Here is a 15,132-nt window from a genome sequence, read left to right on the forward strand (position 1 = left end):
CGGACCTCGACAACTTCCCGCTGGGACCGCCGCAATCACCGTTGTATGACAATCGGAACAAAAAGATACAAACACGGAGACAAAGGTTCTCCCGGGATCCGGTGATCACGTTGTGCGGCGGGTGCATCGCTTGGCGTAACCGGTCGTCGGATCAGGGGCCGGGCGGGGCCTCCGTGCCTGATGGGACGTCAGAGGTCGGCCGCGGTCGCGGCCGGTACTGTTCGGCGAATGAGCTCGCTGAATCTCGACGACTTCACCGACCTGATCGAGCGCCCCGACGGCGGGACCCGCCGCGACGCCGAGGAGCGCAGGGCCCGGTTCGCCGTGCCGCCGGGCGCCCTCGGCCGCCTCGACGAACTGGGCGAGTGGCTCTCCGCCGCCCAGGGGTCCGTGCCCGTGCGGCCGGTCGCGCGGCCGCGCGTGATCCTCTTCGCCGGCGACCACGGCGTCGCCGGACTCGGCGTGTCGAAGCGGGCCGCGGGCTCCGCGGTCACCCTGGTCCGCGAGGCCGTCGAGGGCGCGAGCGCCGGCGCGGTGCTCGCGCGCCGGCTCGGCGTCGGCGTACGGGTCGTCGACATGGCGCTCGACTGCGAGCCGGACGAGGTGCCCGGAGACGTCGCGGACCACCGGGTGCGGCGCGGCTCGGGGCGCATCGACATCGAGGACGCGCTGACGCCGGAGGAGGCGGAGGCGGCGTTCCGCGCGGGTATGGCGATCGCCGACGAGGAGGCCGACTCGGGTACGGATCTGGTGGTGCTCGGCGACCTCAGCGTGGGCGGCACCACGGCGGCGGCCACGCTCATCGCCGCGCTGTGCGGGACGGACGCCTCCGTGGTCACCGGCCGCGGCGGCGACCCCATCGACGACCTGGCGTGGATGCGCAAGTGCGCGGCCGTGCGGGACGCGCTGCGCCGGGCCCGGCCGGTCCTGGGCGATCAGCTGCAGCTCCTCGCCACGGTGGGCGGCGCGGATCTCGCGGCCGCGACCGGGTTCCTGCTCCAGTCCGCCGTGCGCCGTACGCCGGTGGTCCTGGACGGCGTCGTGTCGGCGGCCTGCGCGCTGGTCGGCCAGCGGGTCGCGTTCCGCGCGCCGGACTGGTGGCTGGCCTCGCACGTCAGCGGCGAGCCCGCGCAGGCCAAGGCGCTGGACCGGATGGCCATGGAGCCGCTGCTCGACCAGGGCGTGCGGGTGGGCGGCGGCACGGGCGGGCTGCTCGCGCTGCCGATGGTGCAGGCGGCCGCGTCCCTGGCGGCGGAGCTCCCGGAGGCGGAGCAGCCGAAGGACGACGGGGCCGGCGGCGACAGCGACACGATCGCCGACGAAGAGAGCGACGAGGCCGGCGAGGGCGCGGCGGGGTAGAGGCCGCCGGCCCGGGTCGGTGCCGCCTCGCCCGGCGGCGCCGCCCCACTATCGCCCCAAAACGCCCATATGCTCCCCATCATGGGCGATACGCAGACAAGCACACCGACCTCACGGCGCGCCGCGGGCTTTACCGTCTGGTATCTCCGGATCGTCACGTTCATCAACCTGCTGAGCGCCGTGTGGGTCTCCTTCGGCCAGGACCTGCGCCGCCACAACGCGGAGAACTACTTCACTCCGTACCTGCTCGCCGCGGGCTTCTCCTCGGCCGCCATCACCTGGTTCCTGGCGATCACGATGCGCCGCCGCAAGCGCGCGGCCTGGATCCTCAACCTCGTCCTGAGCGGCCTGTTCCTGCTGCTCTTCGCCTTCGTGATGTGCTTCCCGGAGGTCCGGCAGTACGCGCAGAACTGGATCTCGCTCGTGCTGACCGCCGTGTTCGTGGCGGCCCTGCTCGTCGGACGCCGGGAGTTCTACGCCAAGGGCGACCGCTCGAACCCGAAGCTGGCGGCGGCGGTCGCGGTCGGCGGTCTCCTTGTCACCTCGCTCTTCGCGACGTTCCTGGTCACGGTCACCAACCACGCCCACGACGAGCACCGTTCGACCTTCCTGGACCGCTGGCGCTACGGCACCCTGCGCCTCATCTCGGTCGCCACGGACGACTCCCGCTACCCCGGCATCACGACCCCGAACTGGGTCAACGTCGTCATCAACATCCTCTCCACGGCCCTGCTGATCGCCGTCGTCTACGTCGCGTTCCGCTCCCGCCGGGCCGTCGACTCCCTCTCCCCCGACGACGAGTCGAAGCTGCGCGCCCTGCTCGACAAGGGCGGCGAACGCGACTCGCTCGGCTACTTCGCGCTGCGCCGGGAGAAGAGCGCCGTGTGGTCCCCGACGGGCAAGGCCGCGGTGACGTACCGGGTGATCGGCGGGGTCTCGCTGGCCTCCGGCGACCCGATCGGCGACCCGGAGGCGTGGGGCGGCGCCATCGAGCCCTGGCTCGCCGAGGCGCGGGTGCACGGCTGGATCCCCGCGGTGATGGGGGCGAGCGAGGAAGCGGGCACGATCTACGCGCGGCACGGACTCGACGCCCTCGAACTCGGCGACGAGGCCATCGTGGAGACGGGCGAGTTCACCATGGAGGGGCGGGCCATGCGTACGGTGCGCCAGGCCTGCAACCGCGTCAAGCGCGCGGGGTACACGGTCCGCGTCCGCCGCCACGAGGACATCCCCGAGGGCGAGATGACGTACCTTCTGCAGCGGGCCGACGACTGGCGCGACGGGGCCACCGAGCGCGGTTTCTCGATGGCGCTCGGCCGGCTCGGCGACCCGGCCGACGGCCAGTGCGTGATGCTCGAATGCGCGGACGGGGAGGGCGAGTTGAGAGCGGTGCTCTCCTTCGTGCCCTGGGGTCCGCGAGGCCTCTCCCTCGACCTGATGCGCCGTGACCGGGACGCCGAGAACGGGCTGATGGAGTTCATGGTCATCGAACTCCTGCAGCGCGCCCCGGAGATCGGGATCACGCAGGTCTCACTCAACTTCGCGATGTTCCGCTCCGTCTTCGAACGCGGCTCGCGACTCGGCGCGGGCCCGGTGCTGCGCCTGTGGCGCTCGCTGCTCAGCTTCTTCTCCCGGTGGTGGCAGATCGAATCGCTGTACCGGGCCAACGCCAAGTACCGGCCCATCTGGGAGCCCCGCTTCCTGCTCTTCGAGAAGAGCGCCGATCTGCCGCGCATCGGCATCGCGTCGGCCCGCGCCGAGGGCTTCCTCGACGTACCCGGCCTGCCGAAGTGGCTGCGCCGCGGACGTCTGAAACCCCGCTGATGGGCGGCGCCGTACGCGCCTGGGCGCGCGAGGAATGGGGGCCGCTGCACGGCGTCGTGCGCGAGCGGCTGCGCGAGCGCAGGTGGCGGGCGATCCCGATGACGCTGGCCGCGGTGTGCCTGACGGCGGTGCTCCAGTACGTGCAGAACCAGTCCTGGGGCTATCGGTTCGTGCAGGACATCGGCTCCGTCCGCGCCGAGGATCCGCTGTGGCTCGCACTGCTGCGCACGCCCCTCTCCCTCTTCGTCCCGGCGCTCGACCTGCCCGTGTGGGGCGCGCTCGCGCAGATCCTGCTGGTGTTCGGCATCGCCGAGCTGTGCCTGGGCCGGTGGCGCACCCTCGTCATCGCCTACGTGGTCACGCTCGCCGGGACGCTGTACGCGCGGCTCGGCATCGCCCTCGGCCCGGACAGCCCGCTGGGCCTGCCGGCGTCCGACGCGCGGGTCGTGGACACCGGCCCGTCGGCCGCGGTCGTCGGGCTCGCGGTATACGTGTGCTGGCGCCACCGGGCGTGGTGCACGGGCGCGCTCGTCATCGCCCTGATGGTCGTCGAGTGCGTCGTCGAACCGAACCTCGCGGGCAAGGAGCACCTGGCCGCGATCGCCGCGGCCCTCGCCCTGTGCGCGGTGACGGCGCTACGTCACCGGGGCGGCCCCGGGCGGTTCGGCGCCCCCGCGACGAAGTCCTGAAAGCCGCGACTGACGCGGTTCCAGCGGCGCGCGTGCCGGTACGCCCGCAGCCCCGCCCTGGCCCGCGCCCGGTGCCGCCGCCGGTAGAACCGGCGCGCCCAGTACGAGCCCGGCCGGGCGAGCCGGACCGCCCCGAACAGCGCCACGAACGGCACCAGCACGCCGATGACCGCGATCCGCGGCTTCCCCTTGAGCAGCGCGACGAGCACGAACGAGAAGTTGACGAGGAGCGTCGAGATGAGCGTGGCCCGGTCGTGCTGCTCCCGGGCCGTCATGTCGTCGACGCCGAGCGGCGAGAAGCCGCCGATGACGAGCATGCCGAGCGCCGCAGCGAACACCACGACCTCGACGCTGCGCCGGCCCTGCTCGGTCCAGTACACGTCGTCCAGGTGCACGATCAGCGCGAACTCGTCGAGCACCAGGCCCGCGCCGGCCCCGAAGAGGACGGCGCACACGCAGGCCGTGATCCCGTGCCGCCCACTGCCGACCGCCCCGAACCCGCCGACGACCGTGAGCACGATGCCCGGCACGACGTGGTGGATGTGCACCCCGCCCGGACTGATGTCGCGGAAGGGGCCGCGGCCCGCGCGGATCAGCCGCGTGACGCTGCGCGTGACGAGGAACGTGACCAGGAAGGACACCAGGGCGAGGAGCAGGGGCAGCTTGCCCGGCTCCGCGATGTTCCGGTGCCACCAGTCGCCCATACGCCCATCCTGCGGGCGGGACCCGGGCCCCGCCCGTCCAGACGTCCACCCCGGGTAACCTCCCCCGGTGTCCGCAACAAGCTCCCGCGCCTCCCTGGCCGACGGCATGCGTTTCGCCTTCGGCACCCTCACCGTCCTGCCCGTCACCGTCACCCGGTGGGACCGGGACGCCGCCCGTGCCGGCCTGCTGTGCGCCCCGCTCGCCGGCCTGGTCGTCGGAGTCGCCGCGGCCGCGCTCGGCGGGGCGCTCACCTTCCTCGGGGCGGGCGCGCTCCTCGCGGCGGTCGCCTCCGTCGCCGTGCCGGCCGCGCTCACCCGGGGCCTGCACCTCGACGGGCTCGCGGACGTGGCGGACGGGCTGGGCAGCGGCAAGCCCGCCGAGGACGCGCTGCGGATCATGAAGCAGTCGGACATCGGCCCGTTCGGGGTCGTCACGCTGGTCCTGGCGCTGCTCGCGCAGGTCGCGGTACTGGCCCAGTCGTACGCGGACTCCTGGGCCCGGGGTGCCGTCGCCGCCGTCGTCTCTGCGGTGACGGCCCGCCTCGCCCTGACCTTCGCGTCCCGCACCGGAATGCCCGCCGCCCGCCCGGAGGGCCTCGGCGCCGCCGTCGCGGAGACCGTGCCGCGCGGGACGGCGCTGATCGTGGGCGCGGTGGTCGTGGCGGTGGCGGCGGCGTTCTCCTTGCAGGCCGCGCTCGCCGTCGTACTGGGCTGCGGCGCGGCCGAGTTGCTCCTGCGGCACTGCCGCGCACGGTTCGGCGGGGTCACGGGAGACGTCTTCGGAGCGCTGGCGGAGACGGCGGCCACGGCGGCACTGGTGGTACTGGCTCTATAGAGCCCCTCCGGCGCTTGGGGAGCGGGGTCCGGGACGGAGCCCCGTGACAGCACACCTCAACGGGGCGCTCGACAAACCACGGGCGTAGGCTCGCAATGGGCTCACCCAAACCCTGAAACATGAAAGAGGGACCTCACCACAGTGACTGCTCTGACTCTCAGCACCGCCGCGGCCACCGGCCTGCGCGCCGACGCCATCGTCGTCGGTGTCGCCAAGGGCGAGAAGGGCCTGGTCGTCGCGCCCGGCGCGGAGGCCGTGGACAAGGCGTTCGACGGCAAGCTCGCCTCCGTCCTGGAGACCCTCGGTGCCGGCGGCGGTGAGGGCGAGGTGACCAAGCTCCCCGCACCCTCCGGCTTCAAGGCCCCGGTCGTGCTGGCGGTCGGTCTCGGTGCCCTGCCCGAGAAGGCCGCCGACGGTGCGACCTTCGACGGCGAGGCGCTGCGCCGCGCCGCGGGCGTCGCCGCCCGTGCGCTCGCCGGTGCGAAGAAGGCCGCGTTCGCGCTGCCCATCGAGGACGCCGAGGACGCCGGTGTGATCGGCGAGGGCGCGCTGCTCGGCGCGTACTCCTTCGACGCCTACAAGGAGTCCGCCAAGGACCCGAAGAACGGCAAGGCGCCCCTCGGCGAGATCGCCCTGCTCGGCGGCAAGCCGCGCGACAAGGCGTACAAGGCGGAGATCGAGCGCGCCCTCGCCCTGGCCGAGGAGCTCAACCGCGCCCGCGACCTGATCAACACCCCGCCGAACGACCTCAACCCCGAGGCCTTCGCCGCCGTCGCCCAGGCCGCGGCCAAGGAACACGGCATCAAGGTGCAGATCCTCGACGAGAAGGCCCTCACCAAGGGCGGCTACGGCGGCATCCTCGGCGTCGGCGCCGGTTCCTCGTCGGCCCCGCGCCTGGTGAAGCTCTCGTACACGAGCTCCAAGGCCAAGAAGCACCTCGCCTTCGTCGGCAAGGGCATCACGTACGACTCGGGCGGCATCTCGCTGAAGCCCGCCGGTCACAACGAGACGATGAAGTGCGACATGGCCGGTGCCGCCGCCGTGTTCGCCGCCGTCGTCACCGCCGCGCGGCTCGGCCTCGAGGTGAACGTCACCGGCTGGCTGGCCCTCGCCGAGAACATGCCGTCCGGCTCCGCCACCCGCCCCGGTGACGTGCTGCGCATGTACTCCGGCAAGACGGTCGAGGTGCTCAACACGGACGCCGAGGGCCGTCTGGTCCTGGCCGACGCCCTCGCGAAGGCCTCGGAGGAGAACCCGGACGCGATCATCGACGTGGCGACGCTGACCGGCGCGATGGTGCTGGCGCTCGGCAACCGCACGTACGGGATCATGGCCAACGACGACGCCTTCCGCACGTCGATCCACGAGATCGCGGAAGAGGTCGGCGAGCCGGCCTGGCCGATGCCGCTCCCCGCCGATCTGCGCAAGGGCATGGACTCGCCGACCGCCGACATCGCCAACATGGGCGAGCGGATGGGCGGCGGCCTGGTCGCCGGTCTGTTCCTCCAGGAGTTCGTCGGCGAGGGCATCACGTGGGCCCACCTCGACATCGCGGGTCCGGCCTTCAACGAGGGCGGTCCGTTCGGTTACACGCCCAAGGGCGGCACCGGTTCCGCGGTCCGTACGCTGGTCCGCCTCGCGGAGCACACGGCCGCGGGCGACCTCGGCTGACCCGCTCGCGAAAGTGACGGACGGCCCCGGTACACGAACCCGGGGCCGTTCGCTTTCGACTGAATTACCAGGTTCTGTCGCATCTGCCACACCTGATTCCGGTGTAACCGCGGTCTCACAGCCCGGCCCGACGTCCCGCATGCCTTCGACAAGTGCGAGGATGGGGGGCGGCAGGACAGGGCCCCCACCACAGGGCCGAAGAACGAGCGGCCGAACACCAGCCGCCGCCCGGTCGCAGGAGACCGGCGTACGGCGCACATGCATGGAGGACGTGACGTGGCGAACGACGCCAGCACCGTTTTCGACCTAGTGATCCTCGGCGGTGGCAGCGGCGGTTACGCCGCGGCTCTGCGTGCCTCGCAGCTGGGACTCGACGTCGCCCTGATCGAGAAGGGCAAGGTCGGCGGCACCTGCCTGCACAACGGCTGCATCCCGACGAAGGCCCTGCTGCACGCGGGCGAGATCGCCGACCAGGCCCGCGAGAGCGAGCAGTTCGGCGTCAAGGCGACCTTCGAGGGCATCGACATCGAGGCCGTCCACAAGTACAAGGACGACGTCATCTCGGGCCTGTACAAGGGCCTGCAGGGGCTGATCGCCTCCCGCAAGGTGACGTACATCGAGGGTGAGGGCAAGCTCTCCTCCCCGACGTCCGTCGACGTCAACGGCCAGCGTGTCCAGGGCCGTCACGTCCTCCTCGCGACCGGCTCCGTGCCGAAGTCGCTGCCGGGCCTGGAGATCGACGGCAACCGCATCATCTCCTCGGACCACGCGCTGAAGCTGGACCGCGTCCCGCAGTCCGCGATCGTGCTGGGCGGCGGCGTCATCGGCGTCGAGTTCGCCTCGGCGTGGAAGTCCTTCGGCACCGACGTCACCATCGTCGAGGGCCTCAAGCACCTCGTGCCCGTCGAGGACGAGAACAGCTCCAAGCTTCTTGAGCGCGCGTTCCGCAAGCGCGGCATCAAGTTCAACCTCGGCACCTTCTTCGACAAGGCCGAGTACACGCAGGACGGCGTCCGCGTGACCCTCGCCGACGGCAAGACCTTCGAGGCCGAGGTGCTGCTGGTCGCCATCGGCCGCGGCCCGGTCTCCCAGGGCCTCGGCTACGAGGAGCAGGGCGTCGCGACGGACCGCGGCTACGTCCTGGTCGACGAGTACATGCAGACCAACGTGGAGACCATCTCGGCCGTCGGTGACCTGGTCCCGACGCTCCAGCTCGCGCACGTCGGCTTCGCCGAGGGCATCCTGGTGGCGGAGCGTCTGGCCGGTCTGAAGACCGTTCCGATCGACTACGACGGCGTGCCGAAGGTGACGTACTGCCACCCCGAGGTCGCCTCCGTGGGCATCACCGAGGCCAAGGCCAAGGAGATCTACGGTGCGGACAAGGTCGTCGCTCTGAAGTACAACCTTGCGGGCAACGGCAAGTCCAAGATCCTGAAGACCGCGGGCGAGATCAAGCTCGTCCAGGTCAAGGACGGTGCCGTGGTCGGCGTCCACATGGTCGGCGACCGTATGGGCGAGCAGGTCGGCGAAGCCCAGCTGATCTACAACTGGGAAGCGCTGCCCGCCGAGGTCGCCCAGCTCATCCACGCCCACCCGACGCAGAACGAGGCCATGGGCGAGGCCCACCTGGCCCTCGCGGGCAAGCCGCTGCACTCGCACGACTGAGCAGCGTCGAAACCGCGCCACTGCGTCGCAACTGGGCGCGACGACCGACCGACCACAGACTTCCGCACTGCGGCACCCGTAGTTGCGTATTCGTAAGGAGCAACAGAAACCATGTCGGTTTCCGTATCCCTTCCGGCGCTCGGTGAGAGCGTCACCGAGGGCACTGTCACCCGCTGGCTGAAGGCGGAGGGCGAGCGCGTCGAGGTCGACGAGCCGCTGCTCGAGGTCTCGACCGACAAGGTCGACACCGAGATCCCCTCGCCCGCCGCCGGTGTCCTGGCCTCCATCAAGGTCGCCGAGGACGAGACCGTCGAGGTCGGCGCCGAGCTGGCCGTCATCGACGACGGCTCGGGCGCGCCCGCCGCGCAGGAGGCCCCGCAGGAGCAGGCCGCCCCCGCCGAGGCCCCCGCCCCGGCGCAGGAGCAGCCCGCCGCCGAGCAGCCCGCCCCCGCCCAGGAGGCGCCCGCCGCCCCCGCGCAGTCCGGCGGCTCCGCCTCCGGCACCGACGTGACGCTGCCCGCCCTGGGCGAGTCCGTCACCGAGGGCACCGTCACCCGTTGGCTGAAGGAGGTCGGCGAGGAGGTCGCGGAGGACGAGCCCCTGCTCGAGGTCTCCACCGACAAGGTCGACACCGAGATCCCCTCCCCCGTCGCCGGCGTTCTCCTGGAGATCACCGTCGCCGAGGACGAGACCGCCGAGGTCGGCGCCAAGCTCGCCGTCATCGGCGCGCCCGGTGCCGCTCCGGCCGCCGCGCCCGCGCAGCCCGCCGCCCCGGCCGCCGAGGCCCCGGCTCCGCAGCAGGCCGCCCCGGCCGCCGCTCCGGCTGCCCCGGCCGCGCCCGCGGCTCCGGCCCCGGCCCCGGCTCAGCCGGCTGCTCCGGCCCCGGCTCAGCCCACCGCCCCGGCCCCGGCCCCCGCGCCGGCCAAGGCCGAGGCCGAGGCCCCGAAGGCTCCCGCCGCCGCCCCGGCGGACGACGGCGCCTACGTGACCCCGCTGGTGCGCAAGCTCGCCGCCGAGAACAACGTGGACCTGTCCACCGTCAAGGGCTCCGGCGTCGGCGGCCGTATCCGCAAGCAGGACGTCACGGCCGCCGCCGAGGCCGCCAAGGCGCAGGCTCCGGCCGCCGCCGCCCCGGCTGCCTCCGCCGCGCCGAAGACCCCGGCCCTGGAGGTCTCTCCCCTCCGCGGCCAGACGGTCAAGCTGCCGCGCATCCGCAAGGCCATCGCGGACAACATGACCAAGGCGCTGCGCGAGCAGGCGCAGCTGTCCTCGGTCATCGAGGTCGACATCACGAAGCTGATGAAGCTCCGTGCCAAGGCCAAGGACGGCTTCGCCGCCCGCGAGGGCGTCAAGCTCTCCCCGATGCCGTTCTTCGTCAAGGCCGCCGTCCAGGCGCTGAAGGCCCACCCGGTCATCAACGCCCGCCTGAACTACGACGAGGGCACGATCACCTACTTCGACTCCGAGAACGTCGGCATCGCCGTCGACTCGGAGAAGGGCCTGATGACCCCGGTCATCAAGGGCGCGGGTGACCTCAACATCGCGGGCATCTCCAAGAAGACCGCGGAGCTGGCCGGCAAGGTCCGCACGAACAAGATCGCCCCGGACGACCTGTCGGGCGCCACCTTCACGATCTCCAACACGGGATCGCGCGGCGCGCTCTTCGACACGGTCATCGTCCCGCCGAACCAGGTCGCCATCTTGGGCATCGGCGCCACGGTGAAGCGCCCCGTCGTCATCAACCACCCGGACCTGGGCGAGACCATCGCCATCCGGGACATGACGTACGTGACGCTCTCCTACGACCACCGTCTGGTGGACGGCGCGGACGCCGCCCGCTACCTGACCACGGTCAAGCAGATCCTCGAAGCCGGCGAGTTCGAGGTCGAGCTGGGTCTGTAAGCACGGCCCGCCGGCACCACAGCACTACGACGGAGCCCCCGCCCGGAGTCCTTCTCCGGGCGGGGGCTCCGTCGTGGCGCCGCGGAGATCCGTCAGAAGGGCCCTAGCCGAGGCGTGCCGCCACCGACGCGAGCCAGCCGCTCACGCCGTACGCGTCCGGGGGCTCGACTTCCATGCCCAGTTCGGCGGCGCCGACGGCGTACTCGCTCTCGTCGAGGCGCAGGGCCAGCAGTTCGCGTACCTCCCCCACCACGCGTGCGACGAGCTGCCGGTCGGTGGACGCGGCGTAGTCGTCCATCGCGGCGTCGTGCCCCTCGAACTCGTCGGGCATGTCCTGCGAGAACCAGCCGCCGAGGAACTGCCCCGGCTCGGGGAAGCGGGCAGTGCATCAGGGGCCCACGTCGAGCGCCCAGTCCTCGTGCTCCCCGCTCGTCGCCTTGGCGATGATGTACCTGCGCGGGTACATCCCGATCGCTTCGGCCCACGACCACTCGTCGAGCTCCACCACTCCCGCTCCTCGCCCGTCGGCCCATCCGTCCATCAGTCACCGGCGCTTTCTCTTGTCTCGCGTCAGCCCAATCTTGTAGAAACCGGGTTCGAACGAGTGGTTTTGCGGCGATCGGTGGGAGTTTCAACTCTCCTGGTGCGCCACGGCGTTGACGTTCCGTCCGGCCGCCCGCGACGACCGGGCAGAATGCTTCTCCGTCCGAGCGGGCACGTCTCTGTAACAGGCATCACCTGCGGAGAGGGCGGCCGTGCCCCTTCCGTCGCGGGTCACGGCCGTATTGTCTGAGGGGCCCACCGACCCCCCGGGTTCGCACCTGTCGAGGAGCCTTCATGACCACGCCCGTCGTCCACTCGCTGCGCGAGCAGATCCGCGAGCACATCGTGGAGGGGATCGTCAGTGGCCGCTGGAAGCCGGGCGAGCGGATCGTGGAGCGGCGGATCGCCACCGAGCTGGAGGTCAGCCAGACGCCGGTGCGGGAGGCGCTGCGCGAGCTGGAGTCGCTGCGGCTGATCGAGTCGGCGCCCAACAAGGGCGTGCGGGTGCGCAACCTCTCGGCGGCGGACCTGGAGGAGAGCTACCCGGTGCGGGCGGGGCTGGAGGCCATCGCCGCGGAGCTGGCCGCCGCGCGGCTGGCGGAGGACTGCTCGGCCCTGGAGCCGCACGTCGCGGCGCTGTACCGGGCGGACCAGGAGGCCGACGGGACCGCGCAGGTGCGCCACACGGTCGGGTTCCACCGGGAGCTGGTGCGGGCGGCCGACAACTCGGTGCTGCTGCACACCTGGGAGGGGCTCGGCATCGAGGTGTTCACCGCGCTGTCGATCCGCTGGCTGGGGACGGTGCAGCAGTCGTACGCGGAGGAGCACGAGGAGCTGGTCGCGGCGTTCCGGCGGCGTGATCCCTCGATCGCGGAGCTGGTCAAGGCGCATGTTCTGGGATGCGCGCCGCGTCCCGGCGAGCGTGAGCTGCGTCTCACCCCGGGCGCACATTGAGGGCACTGGGTGCCCTGAGGTGCCCTATTACCGGGCACCCTGTGCCGACTTTCTTGATCTGAAGAGGTTTTGCACTTCAACCCTTTGATCGATCATCGATCACGGAGTTATGGTCGCTGTCGGGTCTCCACCGGGACCCCCGCCCTGTCCTGCCAAAGACCAAGGGCACCTTTACCCCACCCCCTTCGACTCAGGAAGGCGTGCGGCGACTATGACCGACCCCATGCGCATCCAGCCGAGCGAGCTCGACCAGCTCCCGGACCGCGACCCCGAGGAGACCGCCGAATGGCAGGCCTCCCTGGACGCCGTTACCCAGGCGGCCGGGCCGCACCGTGCCGCGCAGCTGATGCGACGCACGCTGGAGCGCGGCGAGGCCGGCGGCCTGCCGCTGCCCAAGCTCCTGTCGACCGAGTACATCAACTCGATCCCCACCTCCGCCGAGCCGGACTTCCCCGGTGACGAGGAGATGGAAGCCAAGATCACCGCGTACAACCGCTGGAACGCGGCCGCGATGGTGACCCGTGGCTCGAAGCACGGCGTCGGCGGCCACATCGCCACCTTCGCCTCGGCCGCCTGGCTGTACGAGACCGGCTTCAACCACTTCTTCCGCGGGAAGGAGGGCGACGGCTCCGGCGACCAGCTGTACATCCAGGGCCACGCCTCCCCCGGCATCTACGCCCGTGCCTTCCTCGACGGCCGCCTCTCCGAGGCGCAGCTGGACAACTTCCGCCGCGAGGCGGGGGGCAACGGTCTGCCGTCGTACCCGCACCCGCGCCGTCTGCCGTGGCTGTGGGAGTTCCCGACCGTGTCGATGGGCCTCGGCCCGCTCTCCGCGATCTACCAGGCGCGGTTCAACCGCTACCTGACCGCGCGGAACATCAAGGACACGTCCAACTCCCACGTCTGGGCCTTCCTCGGCGACGGCGAGATGGACGAGCCCGAGTCGACCTCGGCGCTCACCCTCGCGGCCCGCGAGGGTCTGGACAACCTGACCTTCGTCATCAACTGCAACCTGCAGCGCCTGGACGGCCCGGTCCGCCCGAACTTCCGCGTCGTGCAGGAACTCGAGGCGCAGTTCCGCGGCTCCGGCTGGAACGTCATCAAGTCGATGTGGGGCAACGCGTGGGACGAGCTGTTCCAGCTCGACACCACCGGCGCGCTCCAGGAGCGGCTCCGTGAGGTGCCGGACGCCCAGTTCCAGACGTACCAGACGCGCGACGTCGCCTACATCCGCGAGAACTTCTTCGGTACGAGCCCGGCGCTGATCGAGCTCGCGAAGGTGCTGTCCGACGACAAGATCTCCGAGTGCTTCCACGTCTCGCGCGGCGGTCACGAGCCCCGCAAGGTGTACGCGGCGTACCGGGCGGCCGTAGAGCACAAGGGCGCGCCGACGGTCATCCTCACGCAGACGGTGAAGGGCTTCACGCTCGGCAAGGGCTTCGAGTCGAAGAACGCCAACCACCAGATGAAGAAGCTGACGATCGACGAGTTCAAGGGCATGCGTGACCTCCTTGACCTGCCGATCCCGGACAGCCGCTTCGAGGACGGTGTCGTTCCGTACGCGCGTCCCGCCGAGGGCTCGCCCGAGCTGCGCTACCTCGCCGAGCGCCGTGCCGCCCTCGGTGGTCCGGCCCCGGCCCGCCGTACGCAGCCGCTCGCGCCGCTGCCCGCGCCCGCCGACAAGGCGTTCGCCTCGTTCGACAAGGGCTCCGGCAACCAGTCCGTCGCGTCGACCATGGCGCTCGTACGGCTCCTGAAGGACCTCGTACGGGACAAGACGTCCGGCAAGCGCTGGGTGCCGATCATCCCCGACGAGGCGCGCACCTTCGGCATGGAGTCGCTGTTCCCGTCGCTCGGCCTGTACTCGCCCAAGGGGCAGACGTACGACCCGGTCGACCGTGACCAGCTCATGTACTACAAGGAATCCCAGTCCGGCCAGATCCTCAACGAGGGGATCAACGAGGCGGGCTCGCTCGCCGACTTCATCGCCGCCGCCACGTCGTACTCGACGCACGGCGAGCAGATGATCCCGCTGTACATCTTCTACTCGATGTTCGGCTGGCAGCGCACCGGCGACCAGTTCTGGCAGCTCGCCGACCAGATGGGCCGCGGCTTCGTCGTCGGCGCCACTGCCGGTCGGACGACGCTGACGGGTGAGGGCCTGCAGCACGCGGACGGCCACTCGCCGATGATCGCGGCGACCAACCCGGCGGCCCTGTCGTACGACCCGGCCTTCGCGTACGAGATCGCGGTCATCATGAAGGAAGGCCTGCGCCGTATGTACGGCGAGGCCAAGCCGGGCGAGGACCAGGACGTCTTCTACTACCTGACGGTCTACAACGAGCCGATGCCGCAGCCGGCCAAGCCGGGCGTGGAGGGTCTCGACGAGGCCATCGTCAAGGGCCTGTACCGCTTCAACACTGCGGAGACCGCAGGGGTGGACGTGGCGGCCGCGAACGCCCCGCGCATCAACCTCATCGGTTCCGGTACGGCCATCCACTGGACCCTCAAGGCGCAGCAGCTGCTCGCCGAGGAGTGGGGCGTGGCCGCCGACGTGTGGTCCGCCACCTCGTGGACCGAGCTGCGCCGCGACGCGCTGGAGGCGGACGCCGCCCTCCTGCGCGGCGAGGAGCGGGTGCCGTATCTGCGCCAAGCGCTCGAAGGCGCGCAGGGCCCGATCCTGGCCGTCTCCGACTACATGCGCCAGGTTCCCGACCAGATCGCGCAGTGGGTCGAGCAGGACTACACCTCGCTGGGCGCCGACGGCTTCGGCCTCTCCGACACCCGTGAGGACGCCCGCCGTCACTTCGGCGTCGACGCGCAGTCGATCGTCGTCGCGGCGCTCGCCCAGCTCGCCCGTCGCGGCGAGGTCAAGGCGACGGCCGTGAAGGAGGCGCGCGAGCGCTACGGCCTGTAGTCATCCGGTGTGCGTGCCCCGTCCCGATTGCCGGGGCGGGGCACGCGTGCGTGAATGGACGGGTCCGCC

At 71.4% G+C, this 15,132-nt stretch carries 10 protein-coding genes and 1 pseudogene; 9 read left to right on the forward strand and 2 right to left on the reverse strand.

The genetic code is table 11. From position 1 onward, the window contains the following. Positions 1 to 228: 228 nt before the first annotated feature. The 3 genes from cobT (at position 229) to AB0J02_RS00160 (ending at position 3,872) form a co-directional block, all read left to right on the forward strand. Complete coding sequence (gene cobT / locus AB0J02_RS00150; protein WP_363191236.1) at positions 229 to 1,359, forward strand: nicotinate-nucleotide--dimethylbenzimidazole phosphoribosyltransferase; 1,131 nt, start codon at positions 229 to 231, stop codon at positions 1,357 to 1,359. An 81-nt stretch (positions 1,360 to 1,440) separates the two neighbouring features. Then, positions 1,441 to 3,183 (forward strand): phosphatidylglycerol lysyltransferase domain-containing protein, encoded by a 1,743-nt coding sequence (locus tag AB0J02_RS00155; RefSeq protein ID WP_363191237.1) that lies wholly within the window; start codon positions 1,441 to 1,443, stop codon positions 3,181 to 3,183. After that, entirely contained in the window at positions 3,183 to 3,872 is a 690-nt protein-coding gene (locus AB0J02_RS00160) for a hypothetical protein (RefSeq protein ID WP_363191238.1), read from the forward strand. The genes AB0J02_RS00155 and AB0J02_RS00160 overlap by 1 nt, the downstream gene beginning before the upstream one ends. Here AB0J02_RS00160 and AB0J02_RS00165 read toward each other — a convergent pair. After that, a complete protein-coding gene (locus AB0J02_RS00165; RefSeq protein WP_363191239.1) occupies positions 3,824 to 4,576 on the reverse strand; it encodes a hypothetical protein in 753 nt (250 codons plus the stop codon). The genes AB0J02_RS00160 and AB0J02_RS00165 overlap by 49 nt on opposite strands. 106 nt (positions 4,577 to 4,682) lie before the next feature. On the opposite strand from AB0J02_RS00165, the gene AB0J02_RS00170 reads away from it, so the two are divergent. From AB0J02_RS00170 to sucB, 4 genes are all read left to right on the forward strand, one after another. Next, the gene (locus tag AB0J02_RS00170; protein ID WP_363191727.1) at positions 4,683 to 5,411 is read left to right on the forward strand and encodes an adenosylcobinamide-GDP ribazoletransferase; all 729 of its coding nucleotides are present in this window, start codon (positions 4,683 to 4,685) and stop codon (positions 5,409 to 5,411) included. A 141-nt stretch (positions 5,412 to 5,552) separates the two neighbouring features. Continuing rightward, a complete protein-coding gene (locus AB0J02_RS00175; protein WP_363191240.1) occupies positions 5,553 to 7,082 on the forward strand; it encodes a leucyl aminopeptidase in 1,530 nt (509 codons plus the stop codon). Between the two features lie 276 nt (positions 7,083 to 7,358). Further along, positions 7,359 to 8,747: a dihydrolipoyl dehydrogenase gene (gene lpdA, locus AB0J02_RS00180; RefSeq protein WP_363191241.1), complete on the forward strand. Its 1,389-nt coding sequence runs from the start codon at positions 7,359 to 7,361 to the stop codon at positions 8,745 to 8,747. 111 nt (positions 8,748 to 8,858) lie between these two features. Then, a complete protein-coding gene (gene sucB / locus AB0J02_RS00185) occupies positions 8,859 to 10,649 on the forward strand; it encodes a 2-oxoglutarate dehydrogenase, E2 component, dihydrolipoamide succinyltransferase (protein WP_363191242.1) in 1,791 nt (596 codons plus the stop codon). 103 nt (positions 10,650 to 10,752) lie between these two features. Here sucB and AB0J02_RS00190 read toward each other — a convergent pair. Further along, positions 10,753 to 11,031: pseudogene (locus AB0J02_RS00190) on the reverse strand (contact-dependent growth inhibition system immunity protein); the annotation flags it as partial. Between the two features lie 455 nt (positions 11,032 to 11,486). Between AB0J02_RS00190 and AB0J02_RS00195 the strand changes: the two are divergent. Further along, the gene (locus AB0J02_RS00195) at positions 11,487 to 12,146 is read left to right on the forward strand and encodes a GntR family transcriptional regulator (RefSeq protein WP_363191243.1); all 660 of its coding nucleotides are present in this window, start codon (positions 11,487 to 11,489) and stop codon (positions 12,144 to 12,146) included. A 211-nt stretch (positions 12,147 to 12,357) separates the two neighbouring features. Beyond that, positions 12,358 to 15,063: a pyruvate dehydrogenase (acetyl-transferring), homodimeric type gene (gene aceE, locus AB0J02_RS00200; RefSeq protein WP_363191244.1), complete on the forward strand. Its 2,706-nt coding sequence runs from the start codon at positions 12,358 to 12,360 to the stop codon at positions 15,061 to 15,063. Positions 15,064 to 15,132: the final 69 nt, after the last annotated feature.

This window comes from Streptomyces sp. NPDC050264, from assembly GCF_040655895.1.
Lineage (GTDB): Bacteria > Actinomycetota > Actinomycetes > Streptomycetales > Streptomycetaceae > Streptomyces.

What these genes read in the sequence shown, in the direction of transcription:
- AB0J02_RS00195 (WP_363191243.1), top strand. Translation starts at nt 11,487, where the DNA reads ATGACCACGCCCGTCGTCCACTCGCTGCGCGAGCAGATCCGCGAGCAC.
- sucB (WP_363191242.1), top strand. Translation starts at nt 8,859, where the DNA reads ATGTCGGTTTCCGTATCCCTTCCGGCGCTCGGTGAGAGCGTCACCGAG.
- AB0J02_RS00155 (WP_363191237.1), top strand. Translation starts at nt 1,441, where the DNA reads ATGGGCGATACGCAGACAAGCACACCGACCTCACGGCGCGCCGCGGGC.
- AB0J02_RS00165 (WP_363191239.1), bottom strand. Translation starts at nt 4,576, where the DNA reads ATGGGCGACTGGTGGCACCGGAACATCGCGGAGCCGGGCAAGCTGCCC.
- cobT (WP_363191236.1), top strand. Translation starts at nt 229, where the DNA reads ATGAGCTCGCTGAATCTCGACGACTTCACCGACCTGATCGAGCGCCCC.
- AB0J02_RS00160 (WP_363191238.1), top strand. Translation starts at nt 3,183, where the DNA reads ATGGGCGGCGCCGTACGCGCCTGGGCGCGCGAGGAATGGGGGCCGCTG.
- AB0J02_RS00170 (WP_363191727.1), top strand. Translation starts at nt 4,683, where the DNA reads ATGCGTTTCGCCTTCGGCACCCTCACCGTCCTGCCCGTCACCGTCACC.
- aceE (WP_363191244.1), top strand. Translation starts at nt 12,358, where the DNA reads ATGACCGACCCCATGCGCATCCAGCCGAGCGAGCTCGACCAGCTCCCG.